We start from the raw sequence: 20,140 nt of genomic DNA on the forward strand, positions 1-20,140 counted from the left end.
GATATCAATCAACATCTGCATATCGATTCCCTTAATGAGAGCACACTTTGTGCTCTCATTAAGCATGGCTATTTATTTGCTAACGCATCGATACCACGTACATAATCTGCAATGGCAGGATTATTCAATGCGGCATCATGCATTGGTTTTACTGCGTCAATAAATGATTGCTTATCAACAGAAACCACTTTAACCCCCATCGAACCCTGAGCTTCTTCTAATGCCTTTTCCGTCATTTTGCTCCACAAATCTTTGTGATACAACATCGACTCTTTCGCCGCCTTTTTAAGGGCAACCTGTTGATCTTCTGGTAACTTATCCCAAGCTTTAGAACTAATCACCAACACATCAGGGATCATCGTGTGTTCATCTAAGCTATATACTTTTGCAACTTCACCGTGACGGTTATTGGTTAACGCAGTGGGATTGTTTTCCGCGCCATCTACAACACCTTGTTGAAGTGCAGTATACAACTCACCATATGCTAAAGGCGTTGGTGAGCCTCCCATCAATTCAACCATTTGAACAGCGGTTGGGCTTGGTTGTACGCGAATTTTTAAACCAGCAAGATCTGCGGGAGTATTAATTGGTTTATTCGCATAGAAGCTTCGAGAGCCACCATCGTAATATGTCAAACCAACAAAGCCTTTATCATATGACGCTGCGAGTATTTTTTCTCCGACTTCATCATTTAACACTCGGTAGTAGTGATCGCGGTCATGGAAGATATAAGGAATATTAAATGCGCCATAAGCTGGTTCAAAAGATTCCATCTCACTTGCGTTTGATTTTGCAATATCTAAGGCGCCATTTTGCAATAGCTCCATAGATTCACGTTGAGTACCAAGCTGTCCATTCGGGTAAATACGAATTTTCACCTCACCATTTGTATATTCTTTAACCATATCAGCCATATAGGTCATTGACTTATGAACAGGGTGAGAGCGATCTTGGTTATGGCTCAGTTTAAGCGTAGTTGCAGCAGCAGCCGAAAATGAGGTCGTAGCAGCAAATGCACAAGTAACAAAGGTGGCTAATGCTTTTTTATTCCAACGCATATTGAGAGTCTCCATTCAGGTTTTATTTCGTTGTAGGGAAATTTCGGTTAACCAATATTAAAAAATCAACCTTATTCTTCTTTGCGGGTTAATCCTCGCTCACTCACTATCATATTTCAACCAATAAATGTCAATTGGTTGACCAATGTCTGGTTTTTGCAGGTGAAATTGGTTAGACCAATTAAATTGTGAACTCCATCACGCGAGATATTTGCATCCTATGCTTAAATCGCTTCAACCTTAAATCCTGATCTATGTTTTTAGACAGGTTATAGCAATATTAGTCAATTAGGAGACTTTATGAATAAGCTCATTGTGATAATGAACAAGGGGTTATCCTTGTTTTGCATATCTCTGAGTAGTGTTTTGGTCGTATGTGTTGTTTGGCAAGTATTTTCTCGATACGTATTAAATACCCCAAGCACATTCACCGATGAAGTTGCTCGCTTCTTATTTATTTGGGTCGGGTTAATGGGCGCTGCATATACATTGGGGCAAAAACGCCATCTAGCCATCGACTTAATAGCCATGAAATTGGAAAACCAACCCAAAAAGCATGCCAAATTAAAACTTGTCATTAACTCAATAAGTATGATTTTTGCCAGTGTCATTATGGTTTATGGTGGTAGCACTTTAATGCTGAAAACACTTCAGACAGGCCAGATGTCTCCCGCTTTAGGTATTGAGATGGGTTTTGTATACGCAGCAATCCCATTAAGTGGTCTCTTTATGATGGTTTTTCTTGCTCAAGACATTTTAGTAAACATTAAAGAAGGCAAAGAGCATTCTTTGTCCGAATCATCAAACAACTAAATTAAGGATAATTAACGTGGAATGGCAAGTTATAGTTGTATTATTTGGTAGCTTCTTCCTTTTTTTAGGATTGGGAGTACCCATTTCGTTTGCAATCGGCATTGCATCTCTTTTAACCATCATGCTTTCTTTACCATTTGATGCAGCCATTGCGGTCATTTCGCAAAAAATGGCGTCAGGTTTAGATAGCTTCGCCCTTCTCGCCATCCCGTTTTTTATTTTAGCGGGGAACATCATGAACCAAGGTGGAATTGCAATACGCTTAATTGAGTTTGCCAAAGTGTTGGGAGGACGTTTACCCGGGTCACTTGCTCATGTAAACGTACTCGCAAACATGATGTTTGGTGCCATATCTGGCTCAGCCGTCGCATCTGCTGCTGCAGTCGGCGGTACAATGGCACCACTACAAAAGAAAGAAGGTTATGATCCTTCATTCTCCGCAGCGGTAAATATTACATCATGTCCAACAGGACTTTTAATACCACCAAGCAATACCTTCATTGTCTACTCTTTGATTTCCGGAGGCACTTCGATTGGTGCGCTATTTCTAGCTGGTTATATTCCTGGCATCATCATGGGGCTTAGCTTAATGATCGTCGCGGGCATCATTGCAAAAAAACGTGGGTACCCTGTTAACGAGAAACCTTCTACTTCTGTTGTACTGAAAAAAACCTTAGATGCACTACCAAGCTTGAGCCTGATCGTTGTCATTATGGGCGGTATTATCGGTGGTATTTTTACAGCAACGGAAGCATCAGCAATCGCTGTTGTATACACATTACTTCTCGCCGTTATTTTCTATCGTGAAGTTTCACTAAAACAGATACCGGGTATTGTGCTTGAATCTGTTGTCACTACATCCATTGTATTACTTCTTATTGGTGCTTCAATGGGAATGTCGTGGGCCATGGCAAATGCTGACATCCCATATCTGATCAGCGATGCACTAATGGCAGTATCGGACGATCCAATTATTATCTTGCTGATTATTAATATAATCTTATTGATTGTCGGTGTTTTTATGGACATGACGCCAGCCCTACTTATCTTTACTCCTATTTTCCTTCCAATTGCGATGGATTTAGGCATGGACCCTGTTCACTTCGGCATCATGATGACCTTTAACCTATGTATTGGTATCTGCACACCACCTGTAGGTTCGGCACTATTTATCGGCTGCTCGGTAGGAAAAGTGAAAATAGATAAAGTGATCAAGCCATTATTACCTTTTTATGCCGTATTAGTTCTAGCACTGATGCTGGTTACTTTTATACCTCAAGTAAGCTTAACGCTTCCTCAACTAATACTCGGGTATTAACTCAATAATAATTAAGATTTGGAGAGCCTATATAGGCTCTCTATTTAAAGGAATCTCACGTGAAAAATATCAAACATTGGCAGGTTGCGCGGCAAAACAGCAACGAAATTATTTTAAGCTGTGATGGCAAACATTCTTTGCACATATTCATTCTTGAAAGTCACTTATTTCGAATCCTCTTTAAGCGCGATAACAAATTGCGATTAGATAGAACATGGATGGTTGCTCCAGACGGTAATGACGTTCCTTGGGAAGGTCGAGATCGAATGTCTGTCTCAGGATTTGGTCTACCCACATTCAAACTAAAAAGTCACGAATCACAACTTATCATTGAAACAGAAAAATTGCGACTTACTGTCCACCAACCTCTTTGGATGGAATGGGAACACAAAGTCAATGATACTTGGCACTCCCTTGCACAGGACCGAAAAACAGGCGCTTATCAATTAGGGGTTTCTTGCACTGATATCGCTCATTTTATGAACCGAAATGACAATGAGCTCTATTATGGTTTAGGAGAAAAAACGGGCAAACTAAATCGTGAAGGTCGTCGGTTTGAAATGCGCAACCTTGATGCAATGGGGTACGATGCAAGTAAAACAGATCCACTTTATAAGCACATTCCTTTTTACATTACTAAAACTGATCCTGACAATGATGGTGCATCGTTTGGACTGTTCTACGATAACCTCGCAAACTGTTGGTTTGATTTAGGTAATGAGCTCGATAACTACCACATTAAATACCGTAGCTACCGTGCCGAAGATGGCGATCTTGACCTGTACTTCATGTACGGCGATAGCATTAAAAAAGTCACCCAACAATTTGTACGCTTAACTGGCGGTACTGCTTTTGGTCCCAAATGGAGTCTAGGTTATAGTGGTTCCACCATGCAGTACACTGACGCCCCAAATTCGCAAGAATTATTAGAAAGTTTCGTAGATCAATGCGCAGAACATGGCATACCATGTGATTCATTCCAATTATCATCTGGCTACACCTCTATTGGCGATAAACGCTACGTGTTTAATTGGAATTACGACAAAGTTCCAAATCCGAGTGCGATGTCAGATCATTTCCATTCTCATGGTTTAAAACTTGCCGCAAATATAAAGCCTTGTCTTTTACACGATCATCCTCGTTTTGAAGAAGCAAAAAACAAAGGATTGTTCATCAAAGACTCCGAGTACGATCAACCTGAAAACTCCGTTTTTTGGGATGCTGATGGTTCTCACCTCGATTTCACCAATCCCAATACCATTCAATGGTGGCAAGACAATGTGAAGCAACAGTTGTTAGAAAAAGGGATTGATTCTACTTGGAACGACAACAACGAATATGAAATATGGGACAAAAATGCACGCTGTTTCGGCTTTGGGAAAGAAATTCCAATTAATCTCATTCGACCACTTCAACCATTATTAATGATGCGTGCATCTTATGAAGCACAACAAGCCTTTGCTCCACAGCTTCGCCCATACCTAATTTCACGTTCTGGCTGCCCAGGAATGAACCGATACGTACAAACTTGGAGTGGTGATAATCGCACTAATTGGCTTAGCTTGAAATACAACATCAAGATGGGATTAGGAATGAGCTTGTCTGGCTTATACAACGTAGGCCACGATATAGGAGGATTTGCTGGAGATAAACCCGATCCTGAATTGTTTGCTCGTTGGGTACAAAACGGTGCTATGCACCCTCGCTTCACAATTCACTCTTGGAATGATGATGGCAGCGTCAACGAACCTTGGATGCATCCAAGTGTAACCCCGATTGTTCGTGATGCAATGAAGACTCGCTATCAACTACTTCCTTATATCTATGACTCATTATTCCAAGCACATGCATTTGACGAACCGATGCTGCGCCCGACATTCCTAGATCACGAACATGACGTCAACACATTTGAAGAAAGTGACGACTATTTACTCGGTAAGGATCTTCTTGTTGCTTCTATCGTAAAAGAAGGTCAGCGTAAACGTGATGTCTACTTACCAGACAACCATTATGGATGGTACGACTATTACACTGAACAATGGTTTAGCGCTGGCAACACCATCACCTTAGATGCTCCACTTGAGCGAATCCCTTTGTTGATTCGGGCTGGGGCTATCATTCCGACAAGTGAACGCATTGCAAACGCTGATGCAAGTCAAGACGACCGACGAAACCTAAACATCTACCCGTTACAAGGCGTAGGCCAATCCCAATGCAGTATCTTTGATGATGATGGCGAGACGTATGATTATCAGTCTGGTCAATACATGAGAATAAACATCAAAATGACCTGCACTCACAACACCATAGAGTTAGAGATCTCTCGTGAGGGCGCATTTGTAGCCGCTTACAACTCTGTCACATTGCGCCTCCCTAAAAACGAACTACGCGAGCTCATTGTCAATGGGAAAATACATCATCACGGTGATGAACTTGCACTTAAAGCAATACAATAAGGATTAGATTCAATGAAGAATATTAGTAACTGCCAACTTAACGAATCTGTTAGCCAATCCACTTACGATCGCTCGAAGTTAAAATCACGAATCGTTCATTTAGGATTTGGGGCATTTCACCGAGCTCACCAAGCGTTATTCACGAATGAAATGCTCGAAAAAACGAACTCTGATTGGGGTATTTGCGAGGTCAACCTATTTGGCGGCGAAGACTTAATTCAATCATTACGTGCACAAGATCACCTTTATACCGTTATAGAAAAAGGCGCAGAAGCGACAGATGTAAAAATCATTAGTTCTGTAACGGAATCTCTCCACCCAACATTTGATGGCATTAATAGCGTCATAGAAAAAATGGCAGAGCCACAAGTGGCGATCGTTTCAATGACGATTACCGAGAAAGGCTACTGCGCTGACCCTGCAACGGGCACGCTTGATAAAAACAACCCGCTAGTCATTGCTGACCTTGCCAACCCAACTGAGCCAAAATCAGCCTTGGGTTACATCGTGCAAGCACTGAAATTGCGTCGTGAACGCGGTCTCACGCCATTTACCGTGATGTCTTGCGATAACGTGCAAGAGAACGGTCACGTAGCAAAAGCTGCGGTAATGGAATTCGCTCAGCTGCTCGACCCAGAATTGCGCGACTGGATTGAAACCAACGTAACCTTCCCTTGCACCATGGTTGACCGCATTGTGCCAGCAGCCACAGAAGAGACGCTGACCGAAATCGCAGATCTGCTTGGCTGTGAAGATCCATGTGGCATCGCTTGTGAACCTTTCCGTCAATGGGTTATCGAGGATAACTTCGTGGCAGGTCGTCCTGATTGGAACGTGGCTGGCGCAGAATTTGTTGCCGACGTTGTACCTTACGAAGAAATGAAACTGCGCATGCTAAATGGTAGCCACTCATTCCTAGCCTACCTAGGCTACCTTGGTGGTTACGCGCACATCTCTGACACCATGACAGATGAAGGCTACCGCAAAGCGGCATTCGATATGATGATGCAAGCGCAAGCCCCTTCGCTGACCATGCCAGAAGGTACCGATTTAGAAGGCTACGCTAAACTGCTTATCGAGCGCTTCACTAACCCAAGTTTGAAACATAAAACATGGCAAATCGCGATGGATGGCAGCCAGAAGATCCCACAACGCATGGGCGGCAGCTTACGATTCCATCTTGCTCAAGGTTCCAACTTCTCATGGTTGGCAACGGCGATTGCAGGCTGGATGCGCTACGTATCCGGCGTGGATGAGCAAGGCAACGACATTGATGTCCGCGATCCAATGGCAGAGACACTACGTCACATCTGCGACCAACACGGCTTGAACGTTTCTGTTGTGCCTGCCTTGCTCGCGGTTGAAGCAATATTCCCTGCAGAGCTTGGTCAAAACCCACAAGTGATTGATGCGGTGAGCAGTGCTTACCAATCGCTAATCGATAACGGTGCTCGTGCCACCGTCGCTGCGCTGTAATAGGAGTTAACGATGAAGAATTTCTTGTGTGAAGACTTTTTACTCTCAAACGAAACTGCGCGTCGCTTGTACCATGAGCATGCGTTCCACCAGCCCATTTATGATTACCACTGCCACCTAAATCCAGCGGAAGTGGCGCAAAATCGTCAGTTTGATAACTTGGGCCAAATCTGGCTTGAAGGCGATCACTACAAATGGCGTGGTATGCGCTCGGCAGGCATTGAAGAGCGTTTGATTACTGGTGACGCGAGCGATTACGACAAATACATGGCGTGGGCGAAGACGGTTCCTCAAACCTTGGGCAACCCGCTTTACCACTGGACACACCTAGAACTGCGTCGCCCATTCGGCATTACCAATACACTGTTTAGCCCAGATACAGCTGACCAAATTTGGCATCAATGTAATGAGCGACTGGCGACACCTGAATTTACAGCTCGCGGCATCATGCAGCAAATGAACGTCGTAATGGCGGGCACAACTGATGATCCTATCGATTCACTAGAACACCACAAAGCGATCGCAGAAGACGACACCTTTAACGTCAAAGTGCTGCCGAGCTGGCGTCCAGATAAAGCGTTCAAGATTGAATTGGACGTGTTTGCAGATTACATGCACAAACTGGGCGAAGTAGCAGACATTGAGATCCGCCGCTTTGATGATTTATTGAGTGCGCTTGATAAACGCTTGGCCCACTTCGATGCACATGGATGTCGTGCGGCAGACCACGGCATTGAGATCGTCTATTACGCGCCGATCCCAAGCGAGGCTGATTTAGATGCGTTGCTGACCCGTCGTTTGAATGGCGAAGTATTGTCAGAGCTTGAATGTGCGCAGTTCTCTACCGCAGTTCAAGTTTGGCTCGGCAAACGCTACGCGCAATTGGGTTGGGTCATGCAGCTTCATATTGGCGCGCAGCGCAACAACAGCACACGCATGTTCCAACTGTTAGGTGCCGATGCTGGCTTTGACTCGATTGGCGATCGCTCATTTGCCTTTGAACTGGCACATCTGTTGGATGAAATGGACCAAACCAACGAGCTCCCTCGCACCATTCTTTACTGTTTGAACCCTCGTGATAACGAAATGATGGCAACCATGATTGGTAACTTCCAAGGTGGCGGCATCGCTGGCAAAGTGCAGTTTGGCTCTGGTTGGTGGTTCAACGACCAGAAAGACGGCATGCAACGCCAAATGGAACAGCTTTCTCAACTTGGTTTGCTCAGCCAATTCGTCGGCATGTTAACCGACTCGCGCAGCTTCTTGTCTTACACTCGTCACGAATACTTCCGCCGCATCTTGTGTGACATGGTCGGTCGTTGGGCAGAGAACGGCGAAGTTCCAAATGACCTATCGTTGCTTGGTCCTATGGTCGAAGACATCTGTTTTGGTAACGCAAAACGCTACTTTGAAGAGAGGGCGTAACCAATGAAGCACATCGCCATTATTGGTGAATGTATGATTGAGCTGAATGGCAAACCGTTCGGCTCAATGCATCAAACATTTGGTGGGGATACGCTCAACGCTGCGGTTTATTTGAGCCGCGGCTGCGAAGCCAATAGCAAACCTGATGAAGTTAAGGTCTCTTACGTTACGGCGCTTGGCAATGACCCAATCAGTACGGGCATGCTGACTCGCTGGCAAGAAGAAGGCATTTCGACAGACTTAGTGCTGCGCGATGAGATTCGCACACCGGGTTTGTATTTGATTCAGCTTGATGACCAAGGCGAGCGTACGTTTCTATATTGGCGTAACCAATCAGCAGCACGTTACCTAATTCAACATCCAAATTTTGGAATGGTTAAACAAGCGTTAACTCAGGTTGATGAGGTATTTCTCAGCGGTATCTCTTTAGCTATCTTGCCGGAAGAAGACCGAATTTCGCTGCTTAATTTGTTGGTCGAGCTTAGGGCTCAAGGTGTTGAGATTGCTTTTGATAGTAACTTCCGCCCTGCATTGTGGCCTAACGATGATAATCAAACCGTCAAAAACGTTTACCAAGCTATGTACCAACTGACTGACATTGCATTGGTGACTTTCGATGACGAGCAATTGATCTGGGGTGACGAAACACCAGAGCAAACCATTGAACGCCTTACCTCTCTTGGCGTGGGCAAATGCATCGTCAAGCTCGGCGCGGATGGCTGTTTGGTTCAAGACTCAACAAATCAGGGTTCGGGCGCGGCTCTGGCTCCACAAGCCGTGCCAACCCAACCTGTCGCTCAAGTGGTGGACACCACATCGGCGGGCGACTCATTCAATGGTGGCTTTTTATCGGCATACCTTGCTGGCGCCGATCTCGCGACCTCATGTCAAAGAGGCAACGCACTGGCAGGTGCTGTGATTCAACATCGCGGTGCCATCATTCCCAAAGCATTCACACAACCGGCGCTTGGCGTCGTTTAAGGAACACTCATGTCTAGCATTAAAGAACAATTAAAAACTCTGAAAGTTATTCCTGTTATCGCTATCGATAAAGCAGAAGACATTATCCCATTGGGTAAAGTATTGGCAGAAAATGGACTACCAGCCGCTGAAATCACTTTCCGCTCAGAAGCCGCGGTAGAAGCCATTCGTCTTCTGCGAGAAACCCAGCCAGACATGCTGATTGGCGCAGGTACGGTACTGAACCGCGAGCAAGCGATCGCAGCAAAAGAAGCGGGCGCAACGTTCATCGTATCGCCTGGCTTTAACCCAAATACCGTTAAAGCGTGCCAAGAAATCGGCATTGATATCGTACCAGGCGTGAACAACCCAAGCACGGTTGAAGCCGCGCTGGAAATGGGATTAACCACCTTGAAGTTCTTCCCTGCGGAAGCCTCTGGCGGCATCAACATGGTGAAATCACTGCTTGCGCCCTACACCGACATCGAACTGATGCCGACGGGTGGCATTAACCCTGCCAACATCAAAGATTACTTAGCGATTCCACGCGTATTGGCCTGCGGCGGAACCTGGATGGTAGACAAGAAACTGATTGAAGAAGGTAATTGGGAAGAGCTTGCACGCCTAACTCGTGAAGCCGTTGATTTGGTGAACCAATGAAAGTAGAAAACAGCACGATATTGAATTGGAATGATGAACAGATCCCTCACCAAATATACTTAGAACAACTTCACTCTGGCTGTCGTATTGTCATGAAAATAGTAAAAGACATTGAGCCTGAGATATTGGTGTGTAATCTAAATAATATTAAAAAAAGCGATCTAGAACAAAGTTGGATAGGAGAAGCATTTTCGGTTAGCCCTGCCTATAACGACGGTACTTTGTTTAATCAGACCCGCGTATTATTTAATTTGACATCAGGTTGTATTGTTTGGGCGGTCACGCACATTGAAATGCCGAACGGTCAAAAGATGTCTGCCGATCGTTTGGTGTTTGTTCCGGGTATGATCGCCGGAAATGAAAAGCTAGTCGCTATAAAATCTGGGTTAAAAGGTAATTATTGAAATGAAATTCATTAAAAAATCTTTCAAGAACAAGATTATGTTGTCGATAGTATTAAGTTTATCACTAACAATATTTATTTCATATATTAGTGTTAATTATGTGATAAGTGATTATATTAAACAAAATGAGTCAGACAACATTAAACACTCAATTGCATTAATTAGAAACACTATTGAAACCAACCTCAACGAGAAAATAGCATTCATAAAAAAACTTGAATATAATGTAATGGGGGTTACCAAAGCTAAGGAAAACTCTGATTTTGACACTGTAGTGAAAGTATCCGGTGATTTCGTTCTCAATGACACAATGGATCTTACAGAACAAGAAGAACTTTACTTCATTGATCTTGCAAATAAAAACAAAGCCAACTTTAGCCTAAGTCACGTAGAGTTAATTGAAGGTAACCCCTCAATTATAGTAACAATTAGACAAAGTGACAATTCAACCAACTTTTATATTTATAACCTTGCCAGGCTCAATAATACAATAGAAAGCTATATATTTAATGGCAGCTTCGTCGAATTAATAGCAAATGATCATGTTATTTTCTCTAATAAAAAGCATTCTAACACTACACCAATTGAACTTGACATAAAAATAGAAGACCAATTATGGCCCCTAATTGGCTATATAGACAACAATGCCATTGCCAGTCACGTCTCCGAGTTAAACTGGATGGTAACAGTTGCTCTAGTAACAGCTGGATTTGTGATGTGTATAGCTAATGCACTGGTGCTAAATTTTTCATTTAAACCTTTTATCCAATTGAATAATCTGGTTTCTGGTTTAAATAAAGGAGAGGCTGATTTAACTCAACGCCTTAATGTTAATTCTAAAGACGAGGTCGGTGAAATATCTCAATCAATAAATAATTTTATTGCACAACTTCAGAAGATATTCGTAGACGTATCAAATTTATCTCAAAAAATAGATAGTTCAGTAACTTCACTTTCAGAACAAACTGCACAAAACCTATCTACCTTACATAAGCATACAAAAGAGTCAGAATTAGCTATTACTGCTATTGAAGAGTTAAGCTGCTCTGCAGTAGCTGTGGCTCAAAGTACTAATGAAGCGGCAAAAACCACTGAAAAAACAAACAAACAAGCAGAATGTTCAAAAGAGACGGTGACCAGTGCAGTTGATAGCGTTAAGGATCTACTTAATCAAGTTTCGTCAATGTCTGGATCTATCAGCGAGATGGCCCATGGCACAAAAGAAATTGGAAGTATTCTAAAAATAATTGGAGATATCGCTGAGCAGACAAATTTATTGGCGTTAAATGCTGCTATCGAAGCAGCGAGGGCTGGTGAACAAGGCCGTGGTTTTGCAGTTGTGGCGGATGAAGTTAGAGCACTCGCAGCTCGAACTCAAGAAAGTACATCTAAAATTAGCGACATGTTAAACAAACTTGAAGAAACAACAATGAACGTTGTTTCTGCTATGGACTCAACCCGCTCAAGCTGTGAAAAAACAGCTGAACATACACATCAAGTGATGGATTCTTTAAATGAAGTAACCAGTCTTGTTGTCGAAATAAACCAATTGAACTCTATTGTTGCCACATCTTCGATTGAACAGAGCACAGTTACAGGAGAAGTCAACCAAAATATGCATAAAATTCAACATTTAATTGATAAATTAAATAAGAATGCACAAGACAGCAAAGGGACTGAAATCAAACTGAGTGAAATATCCAACCAGTTAAATGAGCTCATTGCAAGATTTAAGTTTTAGATGTCACTTCGCAATTTGAGCGTTTTCAGCATGTGTAATAGTGTGATCGCCAAAGGAAACTTACGGTATCATTACCATTGACTCTGTCGTAGTTACACTAGCTATGATAGGCTTTTTTGTTGAACTCAGCGAAAGAGCGAACATTCGGGGTGCAGCACTGTGGCTGCTCTCTGAGCAATGTTCGTCAATCCATTTATCTTTAAAAAATCTGTTTATCCCTTTCCTTGAAGTACGAATTGAATAACTTCTTAATAGTAATCCTTCTCAATTAGGGCGTATCTAAAATTTGCGGAAGTTAATCTTATAGCAACAATGCTGCTTGCTTAATTTTGCACACTCATTTTAGTCCAAAGGTGTGCCGACGGGGCATGAAACACGAAAATTTACCGGCACCAGTCAAATACTACAACCCAGATATAGCCAAAGAGTATAAAAAGATTGAAGCAGCTGCTGAGCAAAAACTACTTTCTATGCTACCTGAGGAACTGAAGGAATACTTCGCACCGTATCTGGTGACGCAAGCAGCGCATCCTGAAGATGCGGCTATTGTAAAACAAGCTGACTCTATCTGTGCTTATCTCAAATGTTTAGAAGAGTTGAGCGCTGGAAACCACGAGTATACACTCGCGAAAAAGCGCCTTGATATCACTCTTAAAGAGCGCCGCACGCCTGAAATGGAGTATTTCCTTAATACCTTTGCCCCAAGTTTTGAATTAACGCTGGACGAAATCAGCTAATTAGCGATAAGTTACCAGGTAAGTGTTTGAAAATTAGCAATATGTTGCAGGAGATGATATGGAAATTTCCATTAGCCCTAAATGGCTTGAGCGCAAAGATGATGAACATAAAATTCGTCGAGATGATCACCGCAGCCCATACCAACGTGATCGCGCACGTATTCTCCATTCAGCGGCCTTTCGTCGCTTACAAGCGAAAACTCAGGTACACGGTACCAGCCTTAATGATTTCCACCGCACCCGTTTAACACATTCACTGGAAGCGGCTCAATTAGGTACTGGTATTGTTGCTCAGATAAAGCTAAAACAACCCGAATTTCGTGATCTATTGCCTTCAGATAGCTTAATCGACTCATTGTGCTTGGCGCATGATATTGGTCATCCCCCTTATGGGCACGGAGGCGAAGTCGCGTTGAACTACATGATGCGTGAACATGGTGGTTTTGAAGGTAATGCTCAAACCTTTCGCATTGTGACAAGCCTTGAACCCTACACCGAACACCATGGCATGAATCTTTCTCGGCGAACGGCGTTAGGACTACTAAAATACCCCGCTTTACTTAGCCAAACTCGAGCTGAAAAACTTCCCGAGGCGGTCTCACGTCAACGTCAACTCAAAGCAAAAGATTGGTCTCCTGCCAAGGGGATTTATGATTGTGACCAATCGATTTTGACTTGGGTTTTTGAACCGTTATCAACACAAGATAAAGACTTATTAAGCCAAATGCGTGACCTATCAGCAACGCCTTATCAGCATAAAAAGACGCGCTTTAAATCACTGGATTGCTCCATAATGGAGCTAGCGGATGACATTGCCTATGGGGTGCATGACTTGGAAGATGCTATCGTACTTGGCATGGTCACACGCCAGCAGTGGCAAGAGGCGGCAGCCTCTCAATTAGCTGAATGTGGCGATGCTTGGTTTGAAGAACACATTGCTTCAATCAGTGAAATGTTATTTGCTGGCAAACACTATCGCCGCAAAGATGCGATCGGTGGCATGGTCAACGCTTTACTCACTAGCATTAATGTTAAACCAGTGGACGCTCCGTTTCACAATGAACTCCTCGCTTTTAATGCCTTTCTCGAACCCAATATGGCTAATGCGCTTGAAGTTTTGAAGAATTTCGTTAGCCAATACGTCATTCAAATTCCACAAGTTCAACGTGTGGAATACAAAGGACAACAGATCATCATGGATCTATTCGAGGCGCTCAGTGCTGACCCTGAACGGCTACTGCCCGAAACAACTCGCGGCAAATGGCAACAAGCAGAAGATGGCTCTGGCGATGGGATGCGGGTGATATGCGATTACATTTCAGCCATGACCGATGGCTATGCGCAAAGAATGCATCAACAATTGTTCTCAGCACATCACCACTATTGATGTGTTGCGAAAAGACTATTTATTTAGATAGTTGCGTTCAAATACGCCCGGGGGCATCTGGGCAATTTGAAACTCTATCATCTGTTCAAAAGCTGTCATTAGTGGTTGAAAATTTCGCGTTGACTCAAGCAGCGATAAAATATGATATCCAGCTTCAACCGTCGATAAACTGTTTTCACTCGGCGCTTTACGAATACGGTAATTACCGATGAGGTCTTTAGGTAAATGTACACTTGGCAACGCGTGCAAGTTGCCGGAAAGTTGCCACATTTTATATGCTTTCTTCCATGTACCATCGAGTAAAATGATACGAATTTTTTTGGCTGGAGATAACGTCGACAGCTCAGATGCACAGCGAGAAATATCACTGGGATACAGCACATAGTGAGCGACATCAGGCTCAGAAAGTAGCGCATTGAGCTGCGCATGTTGGCTGAAATCTTCTCCTACCAAACGCATACTGTTCGCCAAAGATAAATCCAGAATACGCGCAGTTCCCATCGGGCGATGTTCTTCTGTCGGATGCTGAAGGATGATAAGCTCCACCGACGATACAAGCGGTACAATAGATGCACAAATACACGCCTTAAGCGATTTACCACATTGAGAACAATAACGAGACATAACGTGAACCACTTCCGCCTGAATTTTCTAAAAATGAGTAGTATAAAAAAAAGCTATCTAACGCTAATGACCATCAGTTTGATTTGCTTCGTTTTGCAATTTGAGCCCCTTGCTACATTCAGCGAATGGAACTTATCTGTAATCGAAACGGGTCAATGGTGGCGAATCCTAACAGGAAATTTTACTCATACCAACTTTGCACATCTTGGCATGAACCTCGCAGGACTGTGGGTCATCCATTTTGTGTTTCAACCTAGCAGTAAAAGATTGCTACTTAGCCTTCTTATGACCAGCTTTACGGTTGGCGTTAGCCTTTTTTTTAGTAGTATGCAGATTTACGTCGGTTTGTCTGGTGCTCTACACGGGGTGTTTGCCTATTTGGCTCTACAAGAAGCGTTACAAGGACGCCGAAGCAGTTGGCTGTTAGTGGTAGGTATTATCGTTAAAGTCACCTGGGAACAGACGTTCGGAGCTTCAGTCAGCACCAGTGAACTGATCAATGCCCGCGTGGCCATTGAAGCGCACCTGGCTGGTATGCTGGCAGGCTTTGCAATCGGATTATGTGAATGGTTACAGTTAAAAAAAGCAGAGAAATAACGCATTTCCCCGCTTAATGGCTCTTTTGCTCATTCTCTTTCAATTGAAATGCAACACATTTCAACCAAAAAAAACAGCGTAGATTAAACTATCGGACGTTGACCACGGCTGATTAGCTTCATCAACACGCTATCAGCGGCTTCACCAGCCACACCGGCCAATTTATCAGTCAATTTTTTCTTTTGTACGTAATGAATCGCCAATACCGTTTTGTCTTTGCACGCTTCAACGACTAAATCATCAGAGGTTTTAATTTCATCAACCAAACCTAACGCCTTCGCTTGCGTACCAAACCAGTGCTCACCTGTCGCCACTTTATCAAGATCAAGCGCTGGGCGATGATCACGAATAAAGTCTTTAAACAGTTCATGCGTTTCTTCTAGCTCTTGCTTGAACTTTTCACGTGCCTTATCACTATTTTCACCGAACATAGTCAAGGTACGTTTGTATTCACCCGCCGTTAACTGCTCATATTCGATGTCATGCTTTTTAAGCAGTTTGTTGAAGTTTGGTAGCTGCGCAATCACACCAATAGAACCCACAATCGCAAACGGTGCTGACACAATTTTATCGGCAATACACGCCATCATGTAGCCGCCACTAGCCGCCACTTTGTCAACCGCTATCGTCAACGGTAAGCCAGCAACTTTAAGGCGATCTAATTGCGATGATGCCAAACCATAGCCATGAACCATACCACCACCCGTTTCCAAGCGCAGCAGTACTTCATCACCTTCACGAGCAACGGCCAGTACAGCGGTCACTTCTTCACGCAAGGAGGCGACTTCTTTGGCATCAATGCTGCCGTTGAAGTCCAAAACAAAAAGGTGTGGTTCGCGTTTTGTGTCTAACTCACCTTCTTTCGCTGCTTTTTTAATGGCTTTATCACGCGCTTTTATTTTCTCTTTCTCGCTTTTTTTCTCAGCTTTATCTCGCGCCTTTATAAACGCATCATCATGTAAATGGTGCTCAAGCTGTTCGACGATATCTTTATGGCGATCAGTCAAATTCACCACTTCCAATTCACCTTTTATCGCACTGTTTTTTCCACCCACGGATTTCACAATGACTAACAATACAACGAGAGCGACGACGACAGTCGCAATCTTGGCCAAAAACAGGCCGTAGTCCAACAAAAATTCCACAGTCATAATCCTCTTAATGTGCGAATTGGTGTATTGTACCCACCTTGTCACAAAGACTTAAAGTAAATCATAAGAATAAGGAAGCACAACGTGGATTATTCAGTTTCTGCAGATGCCCTCAAGGATAAAGTCATTTTAATCACTGGTTCTGGTGATGGCATTGGCAAACAAGCCGCCATTAGCTATGCCGCACATGGCGCGACCGTCATTTTATTGGGCCGTACAGTAAAGAAATTGGAGCAGACTTACGATGAAATCGAAGCCGCTGGTTACCCACTACCAGCCATTGTTCCACTAGATATGAAAGGTGCCACCAAACAGCACTACCTTGATATGGTTGATACGATCGAGGAACAATTTGGCCGTTTAGATGGCATACTACACAATGCTGGCATGTTAGGTGTAATAAGCCCATTTGATCAAATTGGCGAAGACTCATACGATGACGTGATGCAAGTGAATGTCAAAGCTCAGTTTTTACTCACTCAAGCCGTACTGCCACTGCTGCATAAATCTGAAGATGCCCGAATTATTTTTACTTCATCAACCGTGGGGCATAGTGGCCGTGCATTCTGGGGCACATACGCTATCTCGAAATTTGCCACTGAAGGTATGATGCAAGTATTAGCAGATGAATTCAGTAATACGCACATCCGCGTCAACGCGATTAACCCAGGCGGTACTCGCACAGGTATGCGTGCAAAAGCTTTTCCTGCAGAAGATACTGATTTACTGAAAATGCCGAAAGATATCATGCAATTGTATGTGTACTTAATGGCTGCAGAAGGTAAAGAAATTAACGGCCAGTGTATAGACGCTCAACCTAAAAAGTAAAGCTTCAGCTCACCACGCTCAATGCCCTGCTCACTGCGGGGCATTTTTTATGTTATGTAAAACTTTATATCACTAAGAAAGTACGTCACGTAATCTATCTTGGGCAACTTGTACCAATAAATCGGGTTGGAATTTAGAGATGAAACGGTCACAACCCACTTTCTGTACCATCGCTTCATTAAAGCTACCGCTAAGCGAGGTATTGAGTGTGACATACAGGTCTTTCATCCGTTTATCACTGCGGACTTCATGAGTTAGCTTGTAACCATCCATTTCTGGCATTTCAGCATCGGTTATCATCATCAATAACTCTTTGCTCACCTCACGTCCTTCATCACACCAAGATTTCAGTAAAGTTAACGCCTCTAGGCCATCTCGACACTCAATAATTTCAATACCTAACTGAGAAAGCGTTCCTTTAACCTGGTTGCGGGCTGTTGAAGAATCATCAACAATCAGAACTTTTCGGCCAATCATCTGGTTAGCAAGTTCACGATCCAGAACATCTTCTGAAATCGATACGTCGTAATAGATAATTTCAGCCAACACTTTTTCGACATCAATGATCTCAACAATAAATGACTGTTCATTGTCCTTAACTTGAGTAATCGCCGTTAAATAATTTGAACGTCCTGCTGATTTAGGCGGCGGCTGAATTTCAGTCCAAGCGGTGTTGATGATATTACGCACCTGCCCAACCAAAAAACCCTGAACCGTACGGTTATATTCGGTCACGATAAGGTTCTGCTCTTGGTTATCCGACCGAGAAGGTGGAAAGCCAATAGCACTGCGTAAATCAATAATGGGAACGGGCTCGCCGCGCAGTGAAGCCACCCCAGTGATATTGTGATGAGATCCCGGCATTTTAGTCAGTTGAGGGACTTTTATCACCTCTTTAACCTTAAACACGTTAATCGCAAAGATTTGTCGACTATTTAGGCTAAATAGCAACAACTCAAGGCGGTTTTCACCGACCAGATTAGTACGTTGATCAACCGTATTTAAAACACCTGACATACGAAATCCCAAAATTAAAATGTAAACCCGTATAACAATATAGCTATATGGGTTCATTGTAAAAAATATAAATCAATTAAAGACGCAAAAATTAGCCTTCAACCACCTTCATCAATAAAAACCCGTCATAAAGTGCTTGTTTGATTAACGCCGCCCCTGGCATCGTCGCCTGTTTATAAAAACGAGACTCTACTAATTCGAGGTCTTGGTGATAAACCGGTAAACTTTGCTCTTCAATGCATGTTTGAATGGCAGGATATAATACACTTTTTGCTTGATTAATGACCCCACCAATTAATATTTTTTCAGGGTTAAATAAGTTAATGACAATAGCAATAGCCGCACCAAGATAACGACCAAGCTTTTCAATTACATCAACGGCAAGTGGGTCACCATCCGCCGCGGCGGCGCAAATATCTTCAATCGTAATTTCACTTTGAGCCGTTAAAGACGACGCTTCACCTGCGGCAATACGCTGTGACACTTCTTCACGAATAGCTTGCGAACTTGCCACTGTTTCTAAACAACCAATATTTCCACAGTGACATCGTTTGCCGTTAGAATCGATTTGGATATGACCTAATTCACCAATATTACCATGCCGCCCTTGCAATACCCGACCATCTAGAATAATACCAGCCCCTAAACCATGGTGAATCGAGATAAGGACAGAGTTGTCGTTGTCTTGTGAGTGACCAAACAGCTTTTCAGCTAGCGCCCAAGCTCGAGTATCATTGGCAATGAAAACGGGCAGTCCAGTTGCCTTATAAATCTCTGGACCTAACGCTAAATACTCCACATTGTAATGTGGCATTTGCAACACGATGCCTTGTTCAGAATTGACTAAACCAGGCAAAGTAATTGCGATGCTGGTCACTCGGTCTAATTGAGAAGAGTAAGTTTGAAAAAACTCTTCTATTTCATAAAGTAACCGTGCAAGTACGTCGTCTTGGTCCCGTTCATGAATTTCTATCTTGGTATCGATCAGCACATCACCACCAAGTTCATGCAACGCAATCGTCAAGTAGCCTCGACCTAAACGCATCGATAAAAACTGCCAACCTTCATTGTTCGTCTGTAAACCTACTGCAGGACGACCACGACTAATAGCTTCTTGTACTGTTGTCTCATGGATCAAATGAGCTTCAATCAACTCACGAGTAATTTTTGTAATACTTGCAGGTGCAAGCTCACTCTCCTTTGATAAATCAATACGAGAAATGGGACCTTTTTGGTCGATGAGTTTATATACACGACCAGCATTGACCTGTTTGATATGATCAATATGGCCTGGTTGAGCCATGTACATTGGGAGCTCCAGAAATCAATAACATGCTAATTTTTTTACTTTGCGAAGTAATTGTGAAGCGCTTTGGTATATTGCCGTGACAAGCATCACGGATATACATGGATCTTTGCGAATTAAGTCAAGCCATCACTGATTTTTTACATAATTCAAATGCGAAGTCAGTCTTATTTTCTTTCAGA

At 43.2% G+C, this 20,140-nt stretch carries 17 protein-coding genes and 1 pseudogene; 13 read left to right on the forward strand and 5 right to left on the reverse strand.

Annotation, left to right across the window (positions count from 1 at the left end):
• Nucleotides 1-68 precede the first annotated feature (68 nt).
• Complete coding sequence (locus AACW06_RS00295; protein ID WP_192073523.1) at nt 69-1,058, reverse strand: TRAP transporter substrate-binding protein; 990 nt, start codon at nt 1,056-1,058, stop codon at nt 69-71.
• Nucleotides 1,059-1,358: 300 nt separating this feature from the next.
• Here AACW06_RS00295 and AACW06_RS00300 point away from each other — a divergent pair, with 300 nt between their 5' ends.
• The 11 genes and pseudogenes from AACW06_RS00300 to AACW06_RS00350 all read left to right on the forward strand — a co-directional run bounded on the left by AACW06_RS00300 (nt 1,359) and on the right by AACW06_RS00350 (nt 14,435).
• Nucleotides 1,359-1,871, forward strand: a complete 513-nt coding sequence (locus AACW06_RS00300; RefSeq protein ID WP_192073524.1) for a TRAP transporter small permease — start codon at nt 1,359-1,361, stop codon at nt 1,869-1,871.
• 16 nt (nt 1,872-1,887) lie between these two features.
• Nucleotides 1,888-3,189 carry a TRAP transporter large permease subunit gene (locus tag AACW06_RS00305; RefSeq protein ID WP_192073525.1) on the forward strand — a complete coding sequence of 434 codons (1,302 nt, stop codon included), beginning with the start codon at nt 1,888-1,890 and terminating at the stop codon, nt 3,187-3,189.
• A 59-nt stretch (nt 3,190-3,248) separates the two neighbouring features.
• Nucleotides 3,249-5,645, forward strand: a complete 2,397-nt coding sequence (locus tag AACW06_RS00310; protein ID WP_192073526.1) for a TIM-barrel domain-containing protein — start codon at nt 3,249-3,251, stop codon at nt 5,643-5,645.
• 12 nt (nt 5,646-5,657) lie between these two features.
• Nucleotides 5,658-7,121, forward strand: a complete 1,464-nt coding sequence (locus AACW06_RS00315; protein ID WP_192073527.1) for a fructuronate reductase — start codon at nt 5,658-5,660, stop codon at nt 7,119-7,121.
• A 12-nt stretch (nt 7,122-7,133) separates the two neighbouring features.
• On the forward strand, nt 7,134-8,546 hold the full coding sequence (uxaC, locus tag AACW06_RS00320; RefSeq protein WP_192073528.1) for a glucuronate isomerase: 1,413 nt from the start codon (nt 7,134-7,136) through the stop codon (nt 8,544-8,546).
• A gap of 3 nt (nt 8,547-8,549) precedes the next feature.
• On the forward strand, nt 8,550-9,527 hold the full coding sequence (locus AACW06_RS00325; protein ID WP_192073529.1) for a sugar kinase: 978 nt from the start codon (nt 8,550-8,552) through the stop codon (nt 9,525-9,527).
• A 9-nt stretch (nt 9,528-9,536) separates the two neighbouring features.
• Nucleotides 9,537-10,166: a bifunctional 4-hydroxy-2-oxoglutarate aldolase/2-dehydro-3-deoxy-phosphogluconate aldolase gene (locus AACW06_RS00330; RefSeq protein WP_192073530.1), complete on the forward strand. Its 630-nt coding sequence runs from the start codon at nt 9,537-9,539 to the stop codon at nt 10,164-10,166.
• Entirely contained in the window at nt 10,163-10,570 is a 408-nt protein-coding gene (locus AACW06_RS00335; protein ID WP_238336602.1) for a hypothetical protein, read from the forward strand. Before AACW06_RS00330 ends, AACW06_RS00335 begins: the two co-directional genes overlap by 4 nt.
• 1 nt (nt 10,571) lies before the next feature.
• Entirely contained in the window at nt 10,572-12,311 is a 1,740-nt protein-coding gene (locus AACW06_RS00340) for a methyl-accepting chemotaxis protein (protein ID WP_192073531.1), read from the forward strand.
• A gap of 383 nt (nt 12,312-12,694) precedes the next feature.
• Nucleotides 12,695-13,048 (forward strand): annotated as a pseudogene (gene yfbR, locus AACW06_RS00345) (5'-deoxynucleotidase); the annotation flags it as partial.
• A gap of 58 nt (nt 13,049-13,106) precedes the next feature.
• On the forward strand, nt 13,107-14,435 hold the full coding sequence (locus AACW06_RS00350; protein WP_192073532.1) for an anti-phage deoxyguanosine triphosphatase: 1,329 nt from the start codon (nt 13,107-13,109) through the stop codon (nt 14,433-14,435).
• Nucleotides 14,436-14,450: 15 nt separating this feature from the next.
• Here AACW06_RS00350 and AACW06_RS00355 read toward each other — a convergent pair whose 3' ends face one another.
• A complete protein-coding gene (locus AACW06_RS00355) occupies nt 14,451-15,059 on the reverse strand; it encodes a tRNA-uridine aminocarboxypropyltransferase (RefSeq protein ID WP_192073533.1) in 609 nt (202 codons plus the stop codon).
• 3 nt (nt 15,060-15,062) lie between these two features.
• On the opposite strand from AACW06_RS00355, the gene rrtA reads away from it, so the two are divergent.
• Complete coding sequence (rrtA, locus tag AACW06_RS00360; protein WP_337923070.1) at nt 15,063-15,656, forward strand: rhombosortase; 594 nt, start codon at nt 15,063-15,065, stop codon at nt 15,654-15,656.
• A gap of 83 nt (nt 15,657-15,739) precedes the next feature.
• Here rrtA and sohB read toward each other — a convergent pair whose 3' ends face one another.
• Nucleotides 15,740-16,801, reverse strand: a complete 1,062-nt coding sequence (gene sohB, locus AACW06_RS00365) for a protease SohB (protein WP_192073641.1) — start codon at nt 16,799-16,801, stop codon at nt 15,740-15,742.
• A gap of 90 nt (nt 16,802-16,891) precedes the next feature.
• Here sohB and AACW06_RS00370 point away from each other — a divergent pair, with 90 nt between their 5' ends.
• The gene (locus AACW06_RS00370) at nt 16,892-17,635 is read left to right on the forward strand and encodes a YciK family oxidoreductase (protein WP_192073535.1); all 744 of its coding nucleotides are present in this window, start codon (nt 16,892-16,894) and stop codon (nt 17,633-17,635) included.
• A gap of 72 nt (nt 17,636-17,707) precedes the next feature.
• On the opposite strand, the gene AACW06_RS00375 is transcribed toward AACW06_RS00370, so the two are convergent.
• Nucleotides 17,708-18,652, reverse strand: a complete 945-nt coding sequence (locus tag AACW06_RS00375; RefSeq protein WP_192073536.1) for a chemotaxis protein CheV — start codon at nt 18,650-18,652, stop codon at nt 17,708-17,710.
• Between the two features lie 91 nt (nt 18,653-18,743).
• Nucleotides 18,744-19,961, reverse strand: coding sequence for a sugar metabolism global transcriptional regulator Mlc (gene mlc / locus AACW06_RS00380; protein WP_192073537.1), 1,218 nt, complete (start codon nt 19,959-19,961; stop codon nt 18,744-18,746).
• Nucleotides 19,962-20,140: the final 179 nt, after the last annotated feature.

The sequence above is a fragment of the Vibrio sp. S12_S33 genome (genome assembly GCF_963889785.1).
Lineage (GTDB): Bacteria > Pseudomonadota > Gammaproteobacteria > Enterobacterales > Vibrionaceae > Vibrio > Vibrio aestuarianus.